22 protein-coding genes and 1 pseudogene are annotated in these 23,463 nt (G+C 63.2%); 17 read left to right on the top strand and 6 right to left on the bottom strand.

From position 1 onward, the window contains the following. Window positions 1-132: 132 nt before the first annotated feature. Both D4A92_RS14315 and D4A92_RS14310 read left to right on the top strand, forming a co-directional pair. Entirely contained in the window at window positions 133-2,190 is a 2,058-nt protein-coding gene (locus D4A92_RS14315) for a LysM peptidoglycan-binding domain-containing protein (protein ID WP_203014384.1), read from the top strand. A gap of 113 nt (window positions 2,191-2,303) precedes the next feature. Beyond that, window positions 2,304-4,193: an ABCB family ABC transporter ATP-binding protein/permease gene (locus D4A92_RS14310; RefSeq protein ID WP_203014363.1), complete on the top strand. Its 1,890-nt coding sequence runs from the start codon at window positions 2,304-2,306 to the stop codon at window positions 4,191-4,193. A 26-nt stretch (window positions 4,194-4,219) separates the two neighbouring features. Here D4A92_RS14310 and D4A92_RS14305 read toward each other — a convergent pair whose 3' ends face one another. Continuing rightward, window positions 4,220-5,503, bottom strand: coding sequence for a GGDEF domain-containing protein (locus tag D4A92_RS14305; protein WP_203014360.1), 1,284 nt, complete (start codon window positions 5,501-5,503; stop codon window positions 4,220-4,222). Between the two features lie 247 nt (window positions 5,504-5,750). Here D4A92_RS14305 and D4A92_RS14300 point away from each other — a divergent pair, with 247 nt between their 5' ends. The 3 genes from D4A92_RS14300 (at window position 5,751) to D4A92_RS14290 (ending at window position 7,652) form a co-directional block, all read left to right on the top strand. Further along, window positions 5,751-6,449 carry a phosphatidylserine decarboxylase gene (locus D4A92_RS14300; RefSeq protein WP_203014357.1) on the top strand — a complete coding sequence of 233 codons (699 nt, stop codon included), beginning with the start codon at window positions 5,751-5,753 and terminating at the stop codon, window positions 6,447-6,449. Between the two features lie 10 nt (window positions 6,450-6,459). Continuing rightward, a complete protein-coding gene (locus D4A92_RS14295) occupies window positions 6,460-7,320 on the top strand; it encodes a CDP-alcohol phosphatidyltransferase family protein (protein ID WP_203014354.1) in 861 nt (286 codons plus the stop codon). A gap of 194 nt (window positions 7,321-7,514) precedes the next feature. Next, window positions 7,515-7,652, top strand: a complete 138-nt coding sequence (locus D4A92_RS14290; protein WP_167539703.1) for a hypothetical protein — start codon at window positions 7,515-7,517, stop codon at window positions 7,650-7,652. Between the two features lie 61 nt (window positions 7,653-7,713). Here D4A92_RS14290 and D4A92_RS14285 read toward each other — a convergent pair whose 3' ends face one another. Beyond that, entirely contained in the window at window positions 7,714-8,478 is a 765-nt protein-coding gene (locus tag D4A92_RS14285; protein ID WP_203014351.1) for an SOS response-associated peptidase, read from the bottom strand. Window positions 8,479-8,612: 134 nt separating this feature from the next. Here D4A92_RS14285 and D4A92_RS14280 point away from each other — a divergent pair, with 134 nt between their 5' ends. From D4A92_RS14280 to D4A92_RS14240, 9 genes are all read left to right on the top strand, one after another. Then, window positions 8,613-9,038, top strand: a complete 426-nt coding sequence (locus tag D4A92_RS14280; RefSeq protein ID WP_203014348.1) for an NUDIX hydrolase — start codon at window positions 8,613-8,615, stop codon at window positions 9,036-9,038. Then, window positions 9,035-9,457: a TIGR02301 family protein gene (locus D4A92_RS14275; protein WP_203014345.1), complete on the top strand. Its 423-nt coding sequence runs from the start codon at window positions 9,035-9,037 to the stop codon at window positions 9,455-9,457. Before D4A92_RS14280 ends, D4A92_RS14275 begins: the two co-directional genes overlap by 4 nt. A 94-nt stretch (window positions 9,458-9,551) precedes the next feature. Beyond that, complete coding sequence (locus D4A92_RS14270; protein WP_054150473.1) at window positions 9,552-9,809, top strand: hypothetical protein; 258 nt, start codon at window positions 9,552-9,554, stop codon at window positions 9,807-9,809. A gap of 20 nt (window positions 9,810-9,829) precedes the next feature. Further along, on the top strand, window positions 9,830-10,567 hold the full coding sequence (locus tag D4A92_RS14265) for a hypothetical protein (protein ID WP_203014343.1): 738 nt from the start codon (window positions 9,830-9,832) through the stop codon (window positions 10,565-10,567). 106 nt (window positions 10,568-10,673) lie between these two features. Beyond that, complete coding sequence (locus tag D4A92_RS14260) at window positions 10,674-11,507, top strand: YgfZ/GcvT domain-containing protein (protein ID WP_203014342.1); 834 nt, start codon at window positions 10,674-10,676, stop codon at window positions 11,505-11,507. Window position 11,508: 1 nt separating this feature from the next. After that, the gene (locus tag D4A92_RS14255) at window positions 11,509-12,141 is read left to right on the top strand and encodes an HD family hydrolase (RefSeq protein WP_203014340.1); all 633 of its coding nucleotides are present in this window, start codon (window positions 11,509-11,511) and stop codon (window positions 12,139-12,141) included. Further along, window positions 12,138-12,674: a tyrosine phosphatase family protein gene (locus D4A92_RS14250; protein ID WP_203014338.1), complete on the top strand. Its 537-nt coding sequence runs from the start codon at window positions 12,138-12,140 to the stop codon at window positions 12,672-12,674. The genes D4A92_RS14255 and D4A92_RS14250 overlap by 4 nt, the downstream gene beginning before the upstream one ends. After that, window positions 12,671-13,630 carry an NUDIX hydrolase gene (locus D4A92_RS14245; protein WP_203014335.1) on the top strand — a complete coding sequence of 320 codons (960 nt, stop codon included), beginning with the start codon at window positions 12,671-12,673 and terminating at the stop codon, window positions 13,628-13,630. The genes D4A92_RS14250 and D4A92_RS14245 overlap by 4 nt, the downstream gene beginning before the upstream one ends. Window positions 13,631-13,689: 59 nt before the next feature. Further along, entirely contained in the window at window positions 13,690-14,580 is an 891-nt protein-coding gene (locus D4A92_RS14240; RefSeq protein WP_203014332.1) for a mechanosensitive ion channel family protein, read from the top strand. Between the two features lie 53 nt (window positions 14,581-14,633). Here D4A92_RS14240 and D4A92_RS14235 read toward each other — a convergent pair whose 3' ends face one another. The 4 genes from D4A92_RS14235 to nadA form a co-directional block, all read right to left on the bottom strand. After that, window positions 14,634-14,978, bottom strand: a complete 345-nt coding sequence (locus tag D4A92_RS14235; protein WP_203014329.1) for a hypothetical protein — start codon at window positions 14,976-14,978, stop codon at window positions 14,634-14,636. Window positions 14,979-15,216: 238 nt separating this feature from the next. After that, window positions 15,217-16,122 (bottom strand): carboxylating nicotinate-nucleotide diphosphorylase, encoded by a 906-nt coding sequence (gene nadC, locus D4A92_RS14230; protein ID WP_203014326.1) that lies wholly within the window; start codon window positions 16,120-16,122, stop codon window positions 15,217-15,219. 13 nt (window positions 16,123-16,135) lie between these two features. Beyond that, window positions 16,136-17,728, bottom strand: coding sequence for an L-aspartate oxidase (locus D4A92_RS14225; protein WP_203014323.1), 1,593 nt, complete (start codon window positions 17,726-17,728; stop codon window positions 16,136-16,138). 26 nt (window positions 17,729-17,754) lie between these two features. After that, a complete protein-coding gene (nadA, locus tag D4A92_RS14220) occupies window positions 17,755-18,825 on the bottom strand; it encodes a quinolinate synthase NadA (protein ID WP_203014320.1) in 1,071 nt (356 codons plus the stop codon). A 232-nt stretch (window positions 18,826-19,057) separates the two neighbouring features. Between nadA and D4A92_RS14215 the strand changes: the two genes are divergently transcribed. From D4A92_RS14215 to D4A92_RS14205, 3 genes and pseudogenes are all read left to right on the top strand, one after another. Beyond that, window positions 19,058-21,823 carry a DUF2339 domain-containing protein gene (locus tag D4A92_RS14215; RefSeq protein WP_203014317.1) on the top strand — a complete coding sequence of 922 codons (2,766 nt, stop codon included), beginning with the start codon at window positions 19,058-19,060 and terminating at the stop codon, window positions 21,821-21,823. 67 nt (window positions 21,824-21,890) lie between these two features. Continuing rightward, on the top strand, window positions 21,891-22,544 hold the full coding sequence (locus D4A92_RS14210) for an HD domain-containing protein (RefSeq protein ID WP_425957725.1): 654 nt from the start codon (window positions 21,891-21,893) through the stop codon (window positions 22,542-22,544). A 13-nt stretch (window positions 22,545-22,557) separates the two neighbouring features. After that, a pseudogene (locus D4A92_RS14205) lies at window positions 22,558-23,403 on the top strand (MOSC domain-containing protein). Window positions 23,404-23,463 lie beyond the last annotated feature (60 nt).

Here is a 23,463-nt window from a genome sequence, read left to right as displayed (position 1 = left end):
CTGCAGGTCAACAAAATTGGCTGAAAACCCTTGTCCGGCAGGGTGGATTGATCCATCGCCGCTTGTCGATTCATCGGGTTGACGCTAGCAATTCCAAGGGAATGGCGGCTGATCCGCCGGGAGACTTGAGAAATGAAGAACCGTGCCCTCTGGGTGGTCCTGATCGTCCTTGCCATCGTCAGCCTGCTGATGGTGTTCGTCATCATGCCACGGCTCAATCCGCCGGTGAGCGATCTGCCGACCGTGAATGCTGCCGCCGACGCGGCGAAGTCTGCAGCCGATGAGGCCCAGGCGACGGCCGAAGGCGCCGTGCAAGACGTCGCCAGCGCAGCCAGCCAGAAGATGGATCGCCTGAAAGAAGAGGCCGTGAAGGCCGTCGACAGCATCTCGGCGCTGTTTGCCGATGGCCGCACGCCGGGCATCGAAGCCTATACCGCCGCCAAGACACTGGCTCAGGGCGCCCTTCAGGCACTTTCATCGATCGAGATTCCCGACGACCTCGATGCGACGGTCATGAACGGCATCAAGACGGTACAGGCCGATGCCGCGCGAGCTCTGGAGATGGTCCAGCAGCTACCGGCCGATCCGGCAAAGGCCGCAGGCCTCATCGCCTCGATCAAGGATGCGCTGCTCGGCAAGCCGGTCACCCAGCCCGCGCCCGTCACTGAAGCGACGACGGAGATTGCGCCCCGCTTCGACGTGCTTCGTGTCGAGCCCAATGGCTCCACGGTGATCGCCGGCAACGCCGTGCCGGGCGCGACCGTCGAGATCCTGAATGGAGACCAGGTCATTTCCTCGCAAACGGTCGACGGCACGGGCGATTTTGCCGCCGTGCTCGATCAGCCGCTGCCGCCCGGCGATCACGCGCTGCAGATCCGCGCCACGGCTCCCGACGGCAAGGTCGTCACCTCGGAAGAGGTTGCGACGATTTCCGTGCCGGAAGGTGGCAAGGGCGAGCTCTTGGCCATGGTCTCGAAGCCTGGCGAGGCGAGCCGTCTGATCACCCTTCCCGATTCCGAGAATGCTCCCGCATCGGCAAGCCAGCCGGCCGCTGCACCGGCCGGCGGCGTTGCCCTGCCGGAACTTCCCGCTGCCGCCAGCGAACTTGCCGGCTCAGCGCCTGCGATGCCGGGCATGAGCGAAACGGCGGCAGCCCCCGCAAATGAACCCGTGGCCGAAGAACCCACGGCCCTTCCCGGCGCCACCGAAGTGCAGGTCACTGCGGTCGAGATCGAAGGCGACCGCATCTTCGTCGCCGGCAAAGCGCCGGCCGGGGCGCGGGTGCGTGGCTTTGCCAACAAGGCCACCATCGGCGAAGCGGCGAGCGACGGAAACGGCAACTTCGTCATCGAAGGCGAAATGAAACTCGAGGTCGGCAACCACATCATCGAGGTGGAACTCCTGGATTCCACCGGCAAGGTGGTCGTCCGCGCCTCGGTTCCGTTCGAGCGCCCCGCCGGCGAGCAGGTCTCCGTCGTCGCCCAGACGGGAGCGGGTGCTGCGTCGTCGCCGACCACCCCCGAACAGATTGAGTTCGAGCGGCTGCGGATCTCCTTGACCAAGGCGATGACGATCCTGGAAAATCTGTTCGCCAACGGTCAGAAGCCCGCCCTGGAGCAGGCGGCAGCGGCGCGTTCGGCCACGGAAATCGGATTGCAGTCGATCATCGGCTTCCGTCCGGGCCCCAATGTCGAACCAGACCTTGCCGCCGCCTTCAACAGCCATGGCGCCAAGGCTCGCGAGGCGCTTGCGCTCCTGCAGTCTGTACCGAACGGCAATGTGGATGCTTTGGGCGCCGCCCTGCCGCAGCTCGTCGCGCTGATCCGTGACCTCCTCAACGATCCGGCACCCGCTCCGTCAGCGCAGGCACCGGCTCAGTCCGAGACCAATGTGGCGGCAGCATCCCCGACGAATGCGGCTGCATCCGGCGAGCCGAAGACAATCCAGCAGGCGCCGCTCGAACAGAGCGACAGCAGCGTCATCATCCGCCGCGGCGATACGCTCTGGCAGATTTCGCGGCGCGTTTATGGGCAGGGTGTGCGCTACACCACGATCTATCTCGCCAACGAGAACCAGATCAACAATCCGGACCTGATCGAACCCGGCCAGATCTTCACGGTGCCGCGCGACGCGCTTCCCAATGCGGAAGAAATTCATCGAAAGCGCCTGCGTGGCGAGGCGGTGAACTGAGCTTTCACAGTTCCGTTATTGTATTCGCACGAGCGAAAACCTAAGTGAATGAGAGCGGCGATCCTCAAAAGGGATCGCCGCTTTTTAATCTGCATGCAGCGAGAGGGTCGGGGATGGCAGAGGCGAAGAAGAAGACGGTATCGGCCGACGACGGCAACCCGATGCAGACGCTCGTGAACCTCTGGCCCTATATGTGGCCGGCCGACCGATTTGATCTCAAGATGCGCGTCGTCTGGGCGACCGTCTTCCTGATCATCTCGAAATTCGTCCTGATCCTCGTTCCCTATTTCTTCAAATGGGCAACCGATGCGCTCGACGGCCGGATCGACATGGCGGGCATCCTGCCGACCTTCCTTCTGGGAGCCGTGGCGCTCGTCATCTTCTACAATCTCACCCGTATCCTGCAGGTCGGCCTCAACCAGCTTCGTGACGCGCTGTTCGCCAGCGTCGGCCAGCATGCGGTGCGCCAGCTCGCCTACAGGACCTTCGTGCACATGCACCAGCTGTCGCTGCGCTTCCATCTGGAACGCAAGACCGGGGGCCTGTCGCGCATCATCGAACGCGGCACCAAGGGCATCGAGACGATCGTCCGCTTCACGATCCTCAACTCGATCCCGACGCTCATTGAATTCATCCTGACGGCCGCGATCTTCTGGTGGACCTACGGCTTCTCCTATCTCGGCGTCACCGCCTTCACCGTCTGGGCCTATATCTGGTTCACGATCCGCGCGTCGGACTGGCGCATCGGCATCCGCCGCGCGATGAACGACAGCGACACAGACGCGAACACCAAGGCGATCGACTCGCTTCTCAACTTCGAGACGGTCAAGTATTTCGGCAACGAGGAGATGGAGGCCAAGCGCTTCGATGCCTCGATGGCGAAGTATGAGAAGTCCGCGACCCAGGTCTGGACCTCGCTCGGATGGCTGAACTTCGGCCAGGGCCTGATCTTTGGTGTCGGCACTGCGATCATCATGGTGATGTCCGCACTTGCCGTGCAGCGCGGCGAACAGACGATCGGCGACTTCGTCTTCGTCAACGCCATGCTGATGCAGCTGTCGATCCCACTCAACTTCATCGGCTTCGTCTACCGCGAAATCCGCCAGGGCCTGACTGATATCGAGCAGATGTTCGATCTTCTCGAAGTCCAGGCCGAGGTGGTCGACGGTCCCGGGGCAACGCCGCTTGCCATCGCGCAAGGTGCCATCGCCTTCAAGGACGTGCATTTCCATTATGATCCGGACCGGCGGATCCTGAAAGGCGTGTCGTTCGAGGTCCCCGCCGGCAAGACTGTGGCCGTCGTCGGTCCCTCGGGCGCCGGCAAATCGACCATATCCCGCCTGCTCTACCGCTTCTACGACGTCCAGAAGGGCTCGATCACCATTGACGGCCAGGACGTGCGGGATGTGACCCAGAAGTCGCTCAGAGCCGCGATCGGCATGGTGCCGCAGGACACTGTGCTGTTCAACGACACGATCGCCTACAACATCCGCTACGGTCGACCCGGCGCGTCTGACGCCGAGATCGAACAGGCTGCGGAGGTCGCGCAGATCTCGCATTTCATCAAGGATCTGCCGGATGGTTTCGACACCAAGGTCGGGGAGCGCGGGCTGAAGCTCTCGGGCGGTGAAAAGCAGCGCGTGGCGATCGCCCGTACGGTGCTCAAGGCGCCGCCGATCCTGATCCTCGACGAGGCGACCTCGGCGCTCGACACGACCACCGAGCACGAGATCCAGTCCGCCCTCGACATCGTCTCGAAGAACCGCACGACGCTGGTCATCGCCCACCGTCTGTCCACGGTGGTTGGCGCTGACGAAATCATCGTGCTGAAGGGCGGCGAGATCGCCGAACGCGGCAGCCATAGCGAGCTTCTGGCCCAGGACGGCCTTTATGCCTCAATGTGGAACCGTCAGCGGGAGGCGACTCAGGCCGAAGAAATGCTGCGGCAAGTGCGCGAAAGCGACGAACTCGGCGTCGTGGTCCGGCGCCCGCCAGCCGTCTAACGCTGGCGGTCAGCGACACCGGGCGGTCAATCCGCCCGGCATAGCCGATTGCGGCCGTCGCGTTTTGCCCGGTAAAGGGCGAGATCGGCCCGACGAAGCGCGTGGTCGATCGTCTCCTGCAGCGGATCGAAATTGGCAAGGCCGATGCTGATGGTGCCGGCGGTGCCCATCCCGGTCGCAACCGCACAGTAGCGGGCGATGTCGGTTCGCATCCGCTCCAGAATGTCCTCCGCCTGGGCTGCATTCTCGCCGGAGAAGAAGGCAAAGAACTCTTCGCCTCCGGCACGCGCGACCAGGACGCCCTCCGCCTCGTGCGCTCTGAGGGTATCGACGATCGAACAGAGGGTGAGATCTCCCTCGCCATGCCCCAGTTCGTCATTGATCGACTTGAAGTGGTCGATATCGATGACAGCCACGGCAAAGCTCTGCTCACCTTCTTTCGCCGTCTCGATGGCCGAACCCGCCACCTGGAAGAACTTGCGACGGTTAAAAGCATTGGTCAGCGGGTCGCGCTCGGCAGCGGCCGTCAGGCGCGCCTCCAGCTCCTTGCGTTCGGTGATGTCGATCAGCACGCCGGCAATGCCGCGAAGGCCGCCTTCCGGCGAGGCGACACAGGCCTTGTGCAGCATGACATGGCGCACGCCCGTGTCGGGCACGCAGACATCGGTCTCGACCCTGATGACGCCGCCTCTGCGCATCACTTCGAGGTCCGATTCCCGATGCGCCTCGGCAACATCCAGCGGCAGAAAATCAGCGAGGGTCTGGCCTATGACGCGGTCACGTTCGGTGCCGACAAAATGGCTGAACGCCGTGTTGCAGCCGAGATAGCGTCCGCCGACATCTTTCAGGTAGATCGGCGTCGGCAGATGGTCCAAGCCGTCCTGCCAGGCATCGAGCTTGTCCTGCAATGCGTCGAGTGTCTTCTGGTGTGCCTGCAGCAGGGTAAGGTGACGCTTGGCGCGCAAGAGGCAGCGCAGCAGCTGGGCCGAGCCATCGTCCATCAGGAGATCGTCGACCCCGGCGTCGAAGAGTTCAGCCTGAAATTCGGCGGTGACTGCCCCCGTCACCGCGACAAGATAAATGCCATTTCCGCAGATCTCGCGCAGCCGGACAACCTGGGCGATTGCGGCCTTGTCAGCGCAATCAAGGAAGCAAAGCGACGAGTTTTGCAGCGCCTCTGCAGCGGTGATCCGAGACGGAGAGAGGGACGCGATGAAGGCCGGCGGCGGCAGTCCGCGGGAGGAATGCCAGGATATCGTGGCGAGCGTTACCGTGTCCGAATCCGGTTCAATGTGCCTGGCGAGCTGCAACGGTCATTCCTTGTCCGGACCGGGCCGACAACGGTCCCGCATCGCGGATCCTGCTTAAATCCACCTCCCCTTTTTTAGGGTGCAGTTATTTACAAAGTCTCGCCACGCCTGAACGCAATTGAGCTTTTTTTGGGCCAGCTGTGGATTGTCACATATGCTTTAGCGCGCCTTGATTTGACCGCCGGCATTGCCCATCTGCGGCTTTCAGAGTAGTCACGGGCGACACAATTAAAAGACCGAGGACCCCATGGATCTGTTCGAAACCATCCGCAAGACGATCGTGCCCGTGCACAAGGAAGGCTATCCTTTCGTCGCAGCCTTCTTCGTTGCATCGCTGGTGCTCGGCTGGATCTGGGATCCGCTTTTCTGGGTGGGCCTGATCCTGACCCTCTGGTGTGCCTATTTCTTCCGCGATCCCGAGCGTGTGACGCCGCAGGACGACGATCTGGTCATCAGCCCGGCCGATGGTCGCGTGTCCTCCGTCCAGATGGTCGTTCCGCCGCAGGAACTCAATCTCGGCACCGAGCCGATGCTGCGCATCACGGTCTTCATGAACGTCTTCAATTGCCATGTGAACCGGGCACCGATGCGCGGCCGGGTGACGACGATCGCCTATAAGGAAGGCCAGTTCCTGAATGCCGAACTGGACAAGGCAAGCACCGACAACGAGCGCAACGGCCTCGTCATCGACAGCAAGCATGGTGCCATCGGCGTCGTTCAAATCGCGGGCCTCGTTGCCCGCCGCATTATCTGCTGGACGAACATGAACGAGCCGTTGGATGCCGGTGAACGCTTCGGCCTCATCCGCTTCGGCTCGCGCCTTGATGTCTTTCTGCCGGCAGGTGCCGAACCCCGTGTTTCGCTCGGTCAGACCGCGATTGCCGGCGAGACCGTGATCGCCGAGTTCGGCTCGGCCAAGGGGCCGGTCATCAGCCGCCGCAGCTGAGGAGATTTGGATGGACGATCAGACCCCCTCGACCGAACTACGCGGCAGCACCCAGGCTGATACGGGTGCGCGCGGCCCGAGGCTCCGCGAAATTCCGCTCCGGCTGATCATCCCCAATCTGATCACGGTGCTCGCGATCTGTGCCGGTCTGACCGGGATCAGGCTCGCCTTCGAAAACCGTTACGAACTGGCGGTCGCCATGGTGCTGGCCGCCGCCTTTCTCGACGGCATCGATGGCCGCGTCGCGCGGATGATGAAGGCGACATCGAAATTCGGCGCGCAAATGGACTCGCTCGCCGACATCATCAATTTCGGCGTGGCGCCTGCCCTCGTTCTCTATGTCTTCGTGCTCGACCAGGCCCGTTCGCTCGGCTGGATTGCAGCGCTGATCTATGCGATCGCGGCCGGCCTGCGGCTCGCGCGGTTCAACGTGATGGATGAGCGCGAGACCAAGGCACCGTGGCAGTCGGAGTTTTTCGTCGGCGTGCCGGCACCCGCGGGTGCGGCACTCGTCATGCTGCCGATCTATCTCGGCTTTCTCGGCGTGGCACCGGTCGGCATCTTTGCCTATGCCAGCACGGCCTACACCGTCGTCATCGGCTATCTCCTCGTCAGTCGCCTCCCGGTGTGGTCCGGCAAGTCGGAGACCAGCCATGTTCGCCGCGATCTTGTGTTTCCGATGATTCTCGGCGTCGTGCTCTACGTCGCACTTCTGATGAGCTTTACCTGGGAAGTGCTTGTTGTCAGCGTGCTTCTCTATCTCTGCTCGCTGCCGTTCGGCGCCCGCAACTGGCATCGCCGCTACGGTACACTGACGATTGGCGAGGAAGCAGCCGAAAAGGGGCTGTCGGAGATCGATCGGGGCGTCTGACCCGCGTTTTCGTTCAAGCTTGAAGTATTTTTGAGCCCCGCCAAGCCGAAAAGCTTGCGCGGGGCTCTCCATATCTACTCTTTTTCTTCAAATTTGATTTGAGTCACAGCAACGGCCACGCTTTTGTCATGATCTCCGCAGAGAGAGCCGCAAACAAAAAACACCGGTCAGGAAACACTCCAAGGAACATGATGATGACGACTGAGAATCAAGCCGAGCAGCAGAAGCCGGCAAACGAGAATCTTGCCTCGAATTACCGCCCGCTCGGCCTCAAGGCCGTTCTCGCAGCAGCTCTGATGCTGAAGCCCAAGCCGGCACCGAAGGTCGCCTGAAGATCATCGGCAAGACGGCGATTCGGCGGAGGAGAGGCTCACCTCCTGTTCCGGACATTGCCTAGAACAAGCTCATCTGCCCGTCGCCGGACTTGTCCGCGGTGGGCTTTTGCTTTTTCGGCGGAAGCGCGACCGGTGTCTGCAGTTCCGGTCCGACATTCGCGACCTTGTTGACGAGGTCGGACACCGGGATCGCCTCGAAATAGTCCTCCGCTGCGGGTCGCAGCAGATCCGCCACATCGCGCGGTTCGCCGTGGCGGCAATCGAGCCAGCGGCTGAAATCCTGCGGCTGGATCACCACCGGCATGCGGTCATGAATCTCGCCGATGGCCTTGTTTGCCCCGACCGTCAGGATACAGCCCGTATCGAGCTCGGAGCCGTCCTTCGACATATAGGTTTCCATTAGCCCGCCGAAGCAGACGATCCCGCCACTCTTCGGGCGGATCCAGTAGGCCTGCAGCTTTTCGCCGCTCTCCTTTGGCGGCCGGTGCCACTCGTAAAAACCGGAGGCTGGAACCAGAATACGCCGGTGCCGCATCGCCGCGCGAAAAGACGCCTTCTCGTTTGCCGTCTCGGAACGGGCATTGATCAGCAGTGTGAATTCCTTGGGATCCTTGACCCAGGACGGGATGAGCCCCCAGCGCACCAGCACCGCCATGCGATCGGGCCGGTTCGAACCGGGCTCGGCGGGCGGGGATGCCACCGCCACGAGGATCGGCTGCGTCGGCGCGATATTGTAGCGTGGCGGAAAGCCCTCGAGCTCCATCACGCCGAGGATCTCCGCCACTTCTTCCGGGCTCGCAGTCAGGGCAAAACGTCCGCACATGGAACGTAGATGGCAGTGCGACCCTTCAGGGTCAAGGCATGACGCGATGCTTGCAGGGGGCGGCAAAGCTCGCGATAATCGGGCGACACTGCTTCGTCGCCACGTTGCGATCTTCCGACCGGAGTTTCCTGTTCATGAGCATGCCCCGCCTCGCCTCTTCCGCCATCGTCGAGCGGGCCGGGCGCTACCTCCTCGTCCGGCGCGGCAATCCGCCGGCGGCGGACCTCTTTGCCTTTCCCGGGGGGCGCGCCGAGCCGGGGGAAACGCCGGAGGAGACGGCGCTCAGGGAGCTGTTCGAAGAAACCGGGATCATCGGGCGCAATCCGCGACTTTTCGAGACGGTCGAGCTTCTGCCCGAGGCTGGCGTCGCGGGCAGCCACTTCCTGCTTTCGGTCTTCAGAGTAGAGGCTGACGGAACGGGCGAAGCCGAAGCTAGAAGCGACGCGCTCGAGGCAGGCTGGTTTCTTCCCGAAGAAGTGCTTGGGCTTCCCATCCCCGAGAGCGTGCGCGACTGCATCCTGCGCCTATCGTCAGCGACCACGATCGGGGGCGAAGCATGAGCAAGATCACAAAGCCCCTTTGCCTTGCCGCGGCTCTTCTCGCAATCGCCGGTCCGGTGGCCGCACAGGGCAGCACTGAGGCTATCGTTCCGCCCGTGGCAGACACCGAAAAGCCGACGCCCTATGATGACCGTCTCGCGCGACTTTCGGAGATCATCGGAGCGGTTCACTACCTGCGCAATCTCTGCAAGGCGGATGGGGAACCGGAATGGCGGCAATCGTTGCAGGGACTGCTGGACGCCGAAACACGCGCCGAGCCGAAGCGCCGGGCACGGATGACGGCTGCCTACAACCGAGGCTACCGTTCTTTCGCCTCCGTCTACACCTCTTGCACGCCGGCCGCAGTTCGTGCAGAGCAGAATTACCGTATCGAAGGCGCAACACTTGCCACAGAAATTACCGCACGTTTCGGAAATTAACGATAAATTCACCTCTTTTAGTCTGGCCCCGTGTCGTTTTGGCAAAAGGCTGATAGGGTCGTTAAGGACTGAGTAAGTGCTTCGAGGAATGCCCATGGAACCGCGCCGCAACGAAATCGACGAGATGATCGTTCACGAGAAGATGCAGGCTGCGCTGGAATACCAGAACGAAGCCTGGGCCGATGGCATGGCCGATGGGATCGAGCCCGAGATCATCGCCGAGGCGTCCTTTGCGCTCGCGATGCGCGAGACCATCCGCATTCATGGCGAACATGGCGCCGAGGCTGTTCTCGACGCGCTCAAGGCCCGGCTGCTCGCCGGCGAGTTCTCGCCCGAACGCCAGCTTCAATAAGACATCAATCGAGGGACACAATGATGATCTCGTCGCGGGTCAGGCTCCTCCGCTTGACGAGCGGGCTGACGCTCATGCTTGCCTCTGCGGGGGTGGCCCTGCCAGCCATTGCCCTATCCGACATCAAGGATATCACTCCGCCGGCCGCCGAATCATCGGAGCCAGCGTCGAACGAGGAACTTGATGTCATCGAGGATTCGATCCCGGTGATCCCCGACCCGGATCCGTTGATCCGCTCTCCTGAGCAAGAAGAGGCCGGGGATATCGAAGACATGGAGCCCGCCGGTCCCCCGGCCGAAGTCATCTATGACATCGAGAAGGCGCCGGAACCCGTGCGGCGGATGCGCGAGCTGATCATTGAGGCCGCAAAGACCGGCGACATCTCGAAGCTGAAGCCGCTGATGAACCCCGGACCGGACCAGACTGTGGTGCCGCTCCAGACGCCTGACCAGGATCCGATCGAGGCGCTCATGGCGATCTCCGGCGACAGCGACGGAATCGAGATCCTGGCCATTCTGCTCGACATTTTCTCCACCGGCTTCGTGCAAGTCGACAAGGGCACGGCGGACGAGGCCTATGTGTGGCCCTATTTCGTCGGAAAGTCGCTCGGCCTGCTGACGCCGCAGGAGAAGGTCGAACTGCTGCGAATCGTGACGGCTGGTGACGTCGCGGAGATGCAGGAATACGGGAATTACAACTTCTTCCGCGTCGGCATCACACCCGACGGCCGCTGGAAGTTCCTCTCCGTCGGCGACTGACCACGATCCAGATTGTGGGGCAAACTGTGGGCTGTGATCGGAACTGCTTGTCGTCTAGACTGGCAGCGCCTAACTCAGTCGGCATCGAAACAGCCCGGTGGACCCCATGCCCTCAGCCTTCCTGCCCGATCGCGCCTTTGTCCGAATAACGGGGGCGGATGCCGAGCACTTTCTGCAGAATCTGATCACCACCGATCTCGGGGCACTTGCGGACCATGATTGGCGGCCGGGCGCACTTTTGACGCCGCAGGGCAAGATCTTCTATGATTTCCTGATCTCCCACCGTGATGACGGCTTCATGATCGACATCCGCGCCGATCAGGTGGAAGCCTTCGTCAGGCGTATGACGATGTACAAGCTGCGCGCTGCCGTGACGATCGAGACGCTGCCGGAAACCGGTGCGACGGTCATCTGGGGAGAGGCCAGTGATGGCGCCGCCGACCATCGATTCGCGCTCGCCGGAACCGAGGTTCGCCGCCAACCCGGCCGGTTCGATGGTGCTGGCGACCGGGGCGCTTACGATGCGCTTCGCATTCTCCACGGCGTGCCGGAATCGGGGCAGGACTACGCGCTTCAGGACGCCTTTCCGCACGACATTCTCTTCGACAAGTCGGGTGGCGTCTCCTTCCGCAAGGGATGTTATGTCGGTCAGGAAGTGGTGTCGCGCATGCAGCATCGCTCGACCGCGCGGCGCCGCGTGGTGATCGTCTCGGGCGAAGCGCCGCTTCCAGCGTCCGGCTCAGAGATCACCATCGGCGGCAAGGCGATCGGCGCGCTCGGCACGGTCGCTGGCGAGCGCGGGCTTGCGATTGTCCGCATCGACAAGGCCGGCGAAGCCATGGCAGTCGGCGAGCCCATCCTAGCCGGTGATGTGCCGGTATCGGTTGCCCTTCCCGGCTGGACGGGACTGACTTTCCCCAGCTCGGCCGAGGAGGCCTGACATGGGTTCGGCTGCCGCTCTGCCCTCCGCCCGCGCCTGGCAACGCATGCTCTCCGGTCGGCGTCTCGACCTGCTCGACCCCTCGCCGCTTGATGTCGAGATCACCGATATTGCCCATGGGCTTGCCCGCGTCGCCCGCTGGAACGGCCAGACCTCCGGCGATCATGCCTTCTCCGTTGCCCAGCACAGCCTGATCGTCGAGGATATTTTCCGCCGCTCCAATACGAAGGCCACGGCAGACGAGCTGATGGTCGCGCTGCTGCATGACGGGCCGGAATATGTGATCGGTGACATGATCTCGCCGTTCAAGGCCGTTGTCGGTGGCGGCTACAAGGTCGTCGAGAAACGGCTGGAGGCGGCCATCCATCTGCGCTTCGGCCTGCCTGCCCATCCGAAAGCGGTGCTGAAGGACCTGATCAAGAAGGCCGACATGATCTCTGCCTATTTCGAGGCAACCGTGCTCGCCGGCTTTGCCGAGGCCGAAGCCCGCAAGCTGTTCGGCCAGCCCAAGGGCTTCACCCGCGATACGATCCTGATCGAACCGCTGCCCGCCTATCAGGCCCAGGCAAAGTTCCTCGAACGCTTCGAAGAGATCGAGGCCGGCAGGCAGTCGACGACCTGGGCCCGCGCATGAGCGTCATCGTCGTTTCACCGCTCGCCCGAATTGCCGAGATGGCCGTGCGTCACAAGGCGCGCGAGATGATCAGCCTGCTCGCGGCCAATCAGGATTTTCACCGGCCGGCGGTCATCCAGGCCGAGCGGCATCTGAAGCTTTCGATGAACGACATCAGCTTTGCCGGCACCGGCGATCTGATTGCGCCGCAGGAAGCACATGTCGCCGAGATCATCGGTTTCGCAAAGGCGTGGGATCAGGCCGCACCTCTCGTCGTGCATTGCTGGATGGGCGTGTCGCGGTCTCCGGCAGCTGCGATGATCGCGAGCCTTGCGATTGCTCCCGACGATGACGACGATGCACTGGCGAAACGGTTGCGGGAAGCCTCGCCCTTTGCCACGCCCAATATGCGGCTGGTGGAGATCGGCGACGAAATGCTCGGTCGTGGTGGCCGGTTTGTGAAGGCGGTGAAGACGCTCGGGCGCGGCGCCGATGCCGACGGCAACACACCCTTCGTGTTGCCGCTTCCCGCGCGGGAACCGGTCCAGTCATGACGGCACCGGCGGAGATCGAGATCGGGCTCAATGCCGCGATCGTCGCCATCAACGCCCGTACCCCACGCCTGCTCGCGGTCGGAGAGGACGGCAACGCACTTGATGCGCTGCCCTTCGGCCCCTTCGATCCGAACCGGCACCGGACGATGGAGATGTCGCTTCGGCATACCGTCGAAGCACAAACGGCGCTCGAACTGGGTTACATCGAGCAACTCTACACCTTCGGGGATCGCGGCCGCCACAAGATGCCCGGCGACCAGGGACCCCATGTCGTCTCCGTCGGCTATCTTGCGCTGACGAGGCTCGACACCGACGGCGATGCACGGCTCGAACTGTCCGGAGCCCGATGGCGTGACTGGTATGGCTATCTTCCCTGGGAGGACTGGCGGCAGGGACGTCCGGCTCTCCTGGACCGTGTCATCCTGCCGGCGCTGACCTCATGGGCAGAAGAGACATCGGCCTCCTCCCGCCGCTCACGGCTGCGACTTGCTTTTGGTCTCGATGACTTCCCCTTCGACGAAGAACACGTGCTGGAGCGCTACGAGCTGCTCTACGAAGCAGGACTGGTCGAGGAAGCCGTGCAGGACGGCCGGGTCGAGCGCTGCCGCACAACCGTGACCCTGGGGCGTCCGATGCGCCATGACCACCGGCGGATCGCCGCGACGGCGCTTGCCCGGTTGCGCAGCAAGATCAAGTATCGACCCGTCATATTCGAACTGATGCCGCCGGAGTTCACTCTCACCGAGCTGCAGGGCACGGTCGAGGCGATTGCCGGGCACCACGTACACAAACAGAATTTCCGGCGCCTGGTCGACGGCGCCGAACTGGTCGAACCGACGGGATCGACTCAGGCCGCCACCGGTGGCCGGCCGGCGGCCCTCTTCCGCTTCCGTCGCCAGGTGCTCGAAGAGCGTCCGGCGCCGGGCCTCAAGGTCGGAGGCCGGACCAGCGGTTGACCTCGCCTGCCTCGGCCCCATCTAGGGCGTGGATATCAACAGCAGGGAGCAATCACGGCATGGACTTGGATACGAACGAAGCGATACTCGCGACACAGGCGGCGCTCGAACAGGCGAGCCAGCTTGCGGTCCAGTATTCCTTCTCGATCGTCGGAGCGCTTCTTCTCCTCTGCATCGGCTGGTGGCTTGCCGCCCTGCTCAGCCGCTGGACCCATTCCGGTCTCATGCGCGTGCGCGGCATCGACGAGACGCTGGCGCGCTTCTTTGCCAATGTCGTACGCTACGGCGCACTCATTCTCGTCTTCGTCACTGTCCTCGGCCAGTTCGGAGTCCAGACCGCCTCGATCATCGCAGCGTTGGGTGCCGCCGGCCTCGCGATCGGCCTTGCGCTGCAAGGCACGCTGCAGAACATCGCCGCTGGCATCATGCTTCTGGTGCTGCGCCCCTTCCGGGTCGGCGAGTTTATCGATACAGGCTCGATTTCGGGGATTATCGTCGAGATCGGACTGTTTGCCACGGAGCTGAAGACCCCTGACGGCCTTTATCGGCTCGCTCCGAATTCGACGCTGTGGAATGTGCCGATCACCAGTTTCAGCCGCTTGCCGACCCGCCGTTTCGAACTGAAGATCGGCATCGATTACAATGACGACATCGATCTGGCCGAGAAGATCATGCGCGATCATGCGGAGGCGGATAAGCGGGTCTTGCAGGATCCCGCCGTCTCCACCCATGTCGACCAGCTGGGTGACAGCGCCGTGGTCATCACGCTCTGGTATTGGACGGCGGCCTCCGACTTCTGGCTGACGTCACGCGAGATGATCAAGAAGGTGAAGAAGTCCTTCGACGAGAACGGGATTTCCATCCCGTTCCCGCAGGTGACCTATCACGGCTCGCCGCAAGTAGTCGCCCTACCCGAACGCTTCGTCGACGCTCGGGCGAAGGAAGCCTGAGCATCACCTGCCGCCACAGGTGCAACCCAGGTTTTGAAATGAGAGGCAGTGGGTCAGCCTTCGCTCTGCTGCCCTGCAGTCTTTTCGAGGTGCCGGTCGATGATGCGCTGCATTTCGGCGAGCACTTCCAGAACGCTGACAGTGTCGTCCTCGGTCATGCCCGCAGTGGTCTCCGCTTCCTGATCAGCCTGCACCTGTTCAGAACCGGACGCGGACTTTTGCGTCACAAGCCTTGACCGCACAGCTGAAATGTCGTCGCAAGCAGATATCGTATCGGAGTGACGTTCGTCACAGGCAGCTTCGAGATCATTTTCAGTAAAAGATGCAGGTATCGAAGCATCATGGCGGGCATCCCTGCCCTGGGGTGCGCGGTCCGGCTTCAAAAGTGTCGTCGTCATACTTGCCCCTTACACAGTCGTCATTCCGTCTGCATTACCCCGATGCGATACAAACTGTATGCATGACAAAGGGCTAGGGGATTCGGTTTTGCCGGTCAAAAACCAGGAATCACGGGTAATAACTAGCGAAGCAAATGCTGATATATCAGCAAGACCTTGGCACACATGGGTTTTCCGATGCGCGCGGAGTACCCGTGCATGCTGCAACGCAAAACAATCCGCAAACTTTGTCGTGAGTTCAGCGGAGCGAGATGTCGAGGCCGATGTCGAGCGTCGGGGCGGCCATGGTGATCTTCGAGGTCGAGATATAGTCGACACCCGTCTCGGCGATCGCGCGAATCGTCTTCAGGTTGACGTTCCCCGAGGCTTCGAGGACGACACGCCGGACATCCGTGGCGTAGTCGACCGGGCTCAGGTCATGATGCTCGCGATTGACCGCCACAGCCTCGCGCAACAGATCCGGCCCCATATTGTCGAGCAGGATCACATCCGGTCGCGCGCCAAGCGCTTCGCGCATCTGGTCGAGACCATCAACCTCAACTTCGATCTTCACGAGATGGCCGGCATAGGCGCGTGCGGCATGGATCGCGGAGGCGACGCCGCCTGAAACCGCAATGTGGTTGTCCTTGATCAGGATCGCATCGTCGAGGCCGAAGCGGTGGTTCGATCCGCCACCCAGCCGCACTGCGTACTTCTCCACAGCCCTCAGCCCCGGCAGTGTCTTGCGCGTGCAGGTCACCCGCGCCCTGGTATGGGTGATCTCGGCTGCAAAGCGTGCCGTGTAGCTGGCCACGCCCGAGAGATGCATGAGGAAGTTCAGCGCGACGCGTTCGGCCGACAGCACAGACCGGGCGTTGCCTGAAACGCGGGCGATCGCCTGCCCCGGCGCCACCGTGTCACCATCGGCAACAAAGGCTTCGAAGCGCAAGGACGGATCGATCAGACGGAAGGCGGCTTCGGCCAAGGGCAGCCCGGCGACGACACCGTCTTCGCGGCTGTTCAGATCGGCCACCGCCGTCTTCTCGCGCCCGATCGTTGCATAGGTGGTGATGTCACCGGCCCGGCCGAGATCTTCCAGAAGCGCGTTGCGGACAAGGTCCTCGATCATCAGGGGCGAAAGCTGCGGGCGAAGGCTCGTGGTCATCGGCGTGGTCTCCTCAGCCGGCCAGTTCGGCGGCAATGCGGTCGGCATCTTTCAGCGTCAGATAGGTGCGGTGGCGCAGCGCTTCCTGCGGATTGGGATGGTCGGCGCGCATATGGGCTCCACGGCTTTCCGTACGGAGATAAGCGCCGACGGCAATCAGCTTGGCGGTGGCGGTGATGTTGGAGAAGCGTACGCGCGGGCGCTTGCGCTCCAGAGCCACGAGTTCACGGATCAGCACCTTCAGCCCCGCCTCGTCTCTGATGACGCCCGCATAGCGGCTCATCAGACCGCGCAGGTCCTTGAGCTCGGGACTATCCTCGACGGTCACAAGGTCGTCGTTCTCGCCAGCGCTCGTGCCCCATTCATAAAGGGCCGATTCCGGCAGCATGCCCTTGATCGAGTCGGCGATCCGACCGGCAAAGACGACGGCTTCGAGAAGCGAGTTGGAGGCGAGACGGTTTGCGCCATGCACACCGCTCGAGGTCACCTCGCCCGCTGCCCAGAGGCCATCCAGCGAGGTGCGGCCATCGGCATCCACGAGCACGCCGCCCATGTGGTAGTGCACCGCCGGGACCACCGGAATGGGCTGACTGACTGGATCGATGCCGGCGGCGAGGCAGGAGGCAAAGACCGTCGGGAAGCGTTTCGAAAATTCCTTGCCGATCGCCTTGGTGCAGTCGAGAAAGGCGCCGCGACCGGCTGCCACCTCGGCGAAGACGCCGCGGGCGACGATGTCGCGCGGTGCAAGTTCCGCGTCGGCATGCAGATCGGTCATGAAACGGTGGCCGGCCGCATTCACGAGCACAGCACCGTCGCCGCGCAGCGCCTCGGTCGCGAGCGGCGCCGGGTCCTGGCCGATATCGATGGCCGTCGGATGGAACTGGACAAATTCCGGATCGGCGATCATTGCACCGGCCTTGGCGGCCATGCCGACGCCAGTGCCGCGCGCTTCGGCAGGATTGGTGGTCACAGAATAGAGATGGCCGACACCGCCGGAGCAGAGGACGACGGCGCGGGCCGGAAAGGCGACGCGCGTCTTCGACTGGCCGGCATCGGGCCTCGCAATAACACCGGAGACGAAACGGCCCTCGGCGATCAACTCCTCGACCACATAACCTTCCATCACCCGGATCGACGGCGTGCGACGAACGGCAGAGATCAGCGCCTCCATGATCGCGCCACCCGCCCGGTCACCGGCCACGCGCACGATCCGCCGCTCGGAATGAGCCGCTTCACGGGACAGCAGAAGATGACCTTCGAGATCGCGGTCGAATGGTACGCCATAAGCCAGCAGGTCATGCACGCGGTCCGGCCCTTCGGATATCATCAGCCGCGCCATCTTTTCCTCGACGAGCCCGGCACCGGCCGACACCGTATCGGCCAGATGTTTGTCGAAGCTGTCGCCGGGGCTCATGGCAGCGGCGATGCCGCCTTGCGCCCAAGCCGAGGACGCGCCCTGCCCGATCGGGGCGGCGGCGAGCACAGTGACGGGGCGTGGCGCCAGCTTCAGGGCGCAGAAGAGGCCGGCCAGGCCGCCACCGACGATGACTATATCGTCGATGCCCTGCCAGGATTGCGGCCGCATGGATTCAAGATTGGTCGCCATTCAGCCCTCCCCGGCCGGCCGGTATTTCAATTCTTCAGATTGATCATCCGTTCGACGGCAAGCCGTGCGCGGCCCGCAATTGCCGGATCAACCGTGACTTCCTCTGTCATGAAGAGCAGGCTGTCGAGGATCTTCGGCAGAGTGATGCGCTTCATATGCGGACAGAGGTTGCAGGGCTTGACGAAATCGACCTCGGGCACTTCCACCTGAATGTTCGAGGCCATCGAGCACTCGGTGACGAGCAGGACACGAGCCGGGCGCTTGGTCTTGACATAGTCGATCATGCCCTTGGTCGAGCCGGCAAAGTCAGAGACGGCCAGCACGCTCGGATGGCATTCCGGATGGGCGACGATCTCGATGCGCGGATCGGCCTTCTTGTATTCCAGCAGTTCGTCGGCCGTAAAGCGCTCATGCACCTCGCAGTGGCCTTTCCAGGTGAGGATCTTTTTGCTCGTCTGGTTGGCGACATTCATCGCCAGATATTCGTCGGGGATGCAGAGCACGGTGTCGCTGTCGAAGCTGTTGACCACATCGACGGCATTGGCCGAGGTGCAGCAGATGTCGGTTTCAGCCTTCACGTCGGCGGACGTGTTGACGTAGGTGACGACGGGCACACCGGGATAGCGCTCGCGCAGCAGACGGACATCGGCGCCGGTGATCGATTCCGACAGCGAGCAGCCAGCGCGGCCATCGGGGATCAGCACCGTCTTCTGCGGGTTGAGCAGTTTCGAGGTCTCGGCCATGAAATGCACGCCGCATTGGACGATGATCTCGGCATCGACGCTGACGGCATCGCGGGCGAGCTGCAGCGAATCGCCCTTGATGTCGGCGACGCAATGGAAGATCTCCGGCGTCTGGTAGTTGTGGGCGAGAATAACGGCGCCGCGTTCCTTCTTCAGCCGGTTGATGGCATGGATATAGGGCGCAAAGACCGGCCATTCGATCGCAGGAATGAAGTCGCGGACGCGCTCATAGAGATGCGCGGTCTCTTTGACGACGGCGGGCGAATAGGTCAGATCCGGACGCTCCAAGACGCCGAAACGCTCGGCTGCTGTGCGGGACGTGCTGTTGGCTTCCACCAGATGCTGCGCTTCCATGGCCATCTCCTCCATTATTTATGCTCAAACTGAGCACAATAAGCGCCAAAGAAAACCGGCGATCGCCGGTAGTGCCGATGTAGAAAGTTTCGCCCTCGATTGCAAGGGAGGTTTTAGCCCCGGATGCGGCCCTTAGAGCTCGGCTACGACCGGAGCGTGACGAGAAGCGCTTTCCCTCATCGGGAAAAACGTTAGTTTGGCTGCTCCTTGAGGCAAGGCTCTGCGAGGCCAAATGTTCGAACTGTTGCCGCTGATCCTGATCGGCGTTCTCTTTGTCATCAACCGAGGCGCTGCCAAGCGCATCGATCGCCTCGAGAGGGAACTCGGAGAGGTCCGCGAGCGGCTGCTCAGGGTGAGCGGAGCCACCGCAGCGCCGTCTGCCATTCCGATGGAGACGGAAGAGCCGGCCGACGTTGCCCAGCCACAGACGGTCGCAGAGACCGTGACCGCAGAGGAGCCGCCGCTCGACGGCGCGCCGTATCAAAGCGCGCCTGCCTCCCTGCCTGAGGAAAACACTGAACTCCTCGCCACGGCGGCTCGCGGCGAAGCCACGGCCGCCGCACCTGCGGAAAGCCTGGAAAATCTCCTCGGCGCGCGCTGGGCCGTCTGGGCCGGCGGCCTGGCTCTGGCGCTCGGCGGGGTCTTCCTCATCCGTTATTCAATCGAAAGCGGCCTTCTCGGCCCTGGCGTGCGACTGACGCTTGCCGCGCTCTTCGGCCTCCTCCTGATCGCCGCCGGCGAACTCATTCGCCGCAAGGCACTGCCGAAGGCCGAAGCCCTCTATGCCAATGCCATGGTGCCCGGCATCCTCACGGCAGCGGGCGCGGTCTCGCTGTTCGGCGCGATCTATGCGGCGCATGGTATTTATGAATTCATCGGCCCGACGCTCGCCTTCCTGCTTCTGGGGCTGACTGCCTTCGGTGTGCTCGGCCTCTCGCTGCTGCATGGCCAGGCGCTGGCCGGGCTCGGGCTCGTCGGCTCCATGCTGACTCCGCTTCTGATCTCGACCACGGCGCCGAGCCTCTGGACACTGTTCATCTATCTGACCGTCGCACAGCTCGCGACGGCGCTCGCCTCACGGATCAAGGGCTGGCTGATCGTGCCGGCGATCGCCCAGGTACTGCTCGGGCTCTGGGCGCTCGTGGCACTCATCGATTCGGCTGACATAACCCCGATCGCCCTCTCCCTGATCGCCATGATCGCCAGCTGGATGCTGATCTGGCCAGGCGCGAAGGGTGAAGACCCCGCGACGCCCGAAACCCCGCTGTCGCTCGATGCGCTCGGACGGCGGATGGCATCGGGTCCGCTTGCGCTCGACATCACGCTGTCGCTCGCGGTCCTTTTGCCGGCCCTCGTGATGCTGGATCGCGGCCCTACGGTGTCCTTGCCGCTGTTTGCCTTCGCGGCCTTGGTCGCAGCGCTCGCCGCCGCCGGCAGCGCCCGTCACGGCGCCTTTTGGCCAACGGCACTCGCGGCCATGGGTGCCCTGATCGGGGCCGTGGTGAAGTCCGGCTTGATCGCCCAGGCGCAGGTGCTCCTGCTCGGTTTCGGCTGGGACGAAACGGCCGTGGTCAGCCTCGGCGGTCCGGTCATGCTGATCTTCCTGGGGCTTGCTGCCGTCTTCGCCTTTATCGGCCTTGCCCAGAACCGCCGTCGCTTTGCCGAAGACCCGTTGTTCGCAACGGTCTGGGCCGTGATCGTTGCGGTGCTGCCGGTGATGCTCACAACCATCAGCTTCGTGTTTTACGGGACCTATGCCCGGGACTGGGCGCATGGTCTCTTCGCGCTCGGCCTCGGGGCCGTGCTGCTCGCGGCCTGCGAGTATCTGTATCGCCAAGGCGTCCTGCCCGGCTTCCGACGCGGGATCGACGTCCTGATTCTCGGCAGCTTCGCCGCCTTTGCGCTCATGCTGCATTGCCTCACCGATGGCGTTGTGACCACGATCCTGCTCGCGCTCCTCGGCTTTGCCTATCTGATGGCGACCCGCAAACGGGCGTGGAGCGGGCTGCCCTGGATGATGGCGGCAGCGCTTGTCGGCGTGCTCTTCCGCGTTTTCTGGGATCCGACGCTGGTCGGGCCGGATGCCCTGTCGCGGACGCCTATCTTGAACCAGTTGCTGCCCGGCTATGGCATTCCGGCACTGCTCGCCCTGCTCTCGGCCTATGAGATGCGGAACTGGCCGGGCCTTCGGGTTCGCAACGCGCTGCAGGGCCTCGCAAGCCTTCTCGGCCTGCTCGCAGTCGCGATCCTCGTCCGCCACGCGATGAATGGCGGCGTGCTCAATGCGTCCGCTCCGACGCTTGGCGAACAGTCGATCTACACGCTGCTGGTGGTCGGCCTCTCCGGCATCCTGATGACGCTCGACGTCAAATCGCCGAGCCCGGTCTTCCGCTACGGCTCGATGGTGGCGGGCGGCATCGCCATCTTGCAGACAGTGAGCCTGCATCTCGGGGTGCTCAACCCCTATTTTTCGGGCGAGAGCACCGGCAACTGGCCGCTGATCAACCTGCTGCTGATCGGTTATCTCCTGCCCGGTCTCGCCTATGCAGGCCTTGCCTTCTATGCCCGCGACAAGCGCCCGCTACCCTATGTGATCCTGCTCGCGCTGTCCGGTGCCCTGCTCGGTTTCGCCTGGGTGACGCTCACGGTCCGGCGCTTCTGGCAGGGCGAGTTCATTGCCTACTGGAAGGGCTTCGAACAGGCGGAGACCTACAGCTATTCCGTCGCCTGGCTCGCCATCGGCGTCGGCCTGCTTGCGCTCGGTTCGCGATTCGATGCCAGGAGCCTGCGCATTGCGTCTGCCGTCATCGTGATGCTGACGGTCGCCAAGGTCTTCCTGATCGACATGGCGAACCTCGAAGGCGTGCTGCGCGCGCTGTCCTTCATCGGCCTCGGCTTCGTGCTGATCGGCATCGGGCTCTTCTACCAGAGGATCCTGAGCGGCAAGTCGAGCCGATCACCCGATGTGGACGACGAGGAGGCGCCGACGGGGATCTGATTGGGGGCGGTTGAACAGTGGGCGCTCGCAGGGCTAGATGCGGGCCGACCAGAATAGGGAAACTGTCTTGACCGCCCTTCTCACCGCCGCCGACTTCGCCCCCCATGAGACGCTCGCCGCCCGCCTTCTGCCGCATGCAACGGATGGCGATGATGGCTCTCACGACCTCGCCCATATCCATCGCGTCTTCAGGAACGCCTTGAAAATCGAGGCGGGCGAAGGCGGCGATGCCCAAATTCTCGCTGCCGCCGTCCTGCTGCATGACTGTGTCGCCGTCGAGAAAAGTTCGCCGCTCCGATCGCAGGCCTCGCGGCTCGCCGCGGAAAAGGCGAGCGGCATTCTGGCGGAACTCGGCTGGCCGAAGGAGGGGATCGAGGCCGTGGCGCATGCGATCCTCACCCACAGCTTTTCCGCCAACATCAAGCCGGAGACGCTGGAAGCGAAGATGTTGCAGGATGCCGACCGGCTGGATGCGATCGGCATGGTCGGGGTGGCTCGCTGTTTCTACATTGCCGGGCGCATGGGTTCAGGCCTTTATCATCCCGGCGACCCCGGCGCCGAACATCGACCGCTCGACGACCGCAGCTTTGCCATCGACCACTTTCCGGCCAAGCTCCTGAAGCTCTCCGACGGCTTCCAGACCGAGACCGGCCGCAAGCTGGCTGAGGAGCGGCACGAGCGGCTCAACCTGTTCCTGACCCTCTTCCGCGACGAAATCTGAAGGACGCTAAACCATGCAAGTGACCGGGCTCTCCATCTATCCCTTCAAGAGCGGGCGCGGCATTGCGCTTCCCCAGGCGCGCATCGATGCCATGGGCCTCTCCGGCGACCGGCGCATGATGCTGGTAGATCCTGATGGCCAGTTCATCACCCAGCGGGAAATGCCCGACCTTGCTCGTATCACGGCGCTCCCGGCCGCCGCCTATCTGACGCTTCGATTGGATGATGGGCGTGAAATGATGGTCGCGCCGCCGCAGCCCGACAATCGCATGGATGTCACCATCTGGCGCTCGACCGTCAACGCGGCGATGGCGCATGACAGCGTTAATGCCAAGCTTTCCGACTGGTTCGGCCGGCCGGTGAAACTTGCCTTCATCGACGGGGAGAGCCGTCGCGAGGCGAGCGCGGAATGGGCCGGAGAAGCCTCGCCGATGGGCTTTGCCGACGGCTATCAGATCCTGGTGACGACATCAGGCTCGTTGCGCGCGCTGAACGAGGACATGGAGCGGCACGGCGAAGGTTCTGTTGGCATGGATCGGTTCCGCCCGAACATCGTCGTCGACTGCGACGAGCCCTGGGCGGAAGATGCCTGAACCGGCCTCGAGATCGGCGGCATCCGCTTCGATTTCGTCAAACCCTGCCCGCGCTGCATCATGACCACCCAGGACCAGCAGACCGGATCGCGCGAGGGCGCCAACCCGATGCCGGCCATGGGCCGCATCCGCATGTCTGCCGACCGCCGCGTGCCTGGCGTGCTTTTCGGCTGGAACGCGGTACCGCGGGGAGAGGGTCTCGTACGGGTCGGGGACGCGGTGACGGTGCTTGGCAGCCGGGAGGCTTGGGCGATCAAGCAGCGGTAAAGGTCGCTGCCAAACGCGCGGCGCCAATCTCCCCCTTGGTGGGGGAGAAAGCGATTTCGA

This window comes from Rhizobium rosettiformans, assembly GCF_016806065.1.
GTDB lineage: Bacteria > Pseudomonadota > Alphaproteobacteria > Rhizobiales > Rhizobiaceae > Allorhizobium.
Note: the sequence above shows the minus strand (reverse complement) of the source record. Positions and strands in the feature narration are given on the sequence as shown.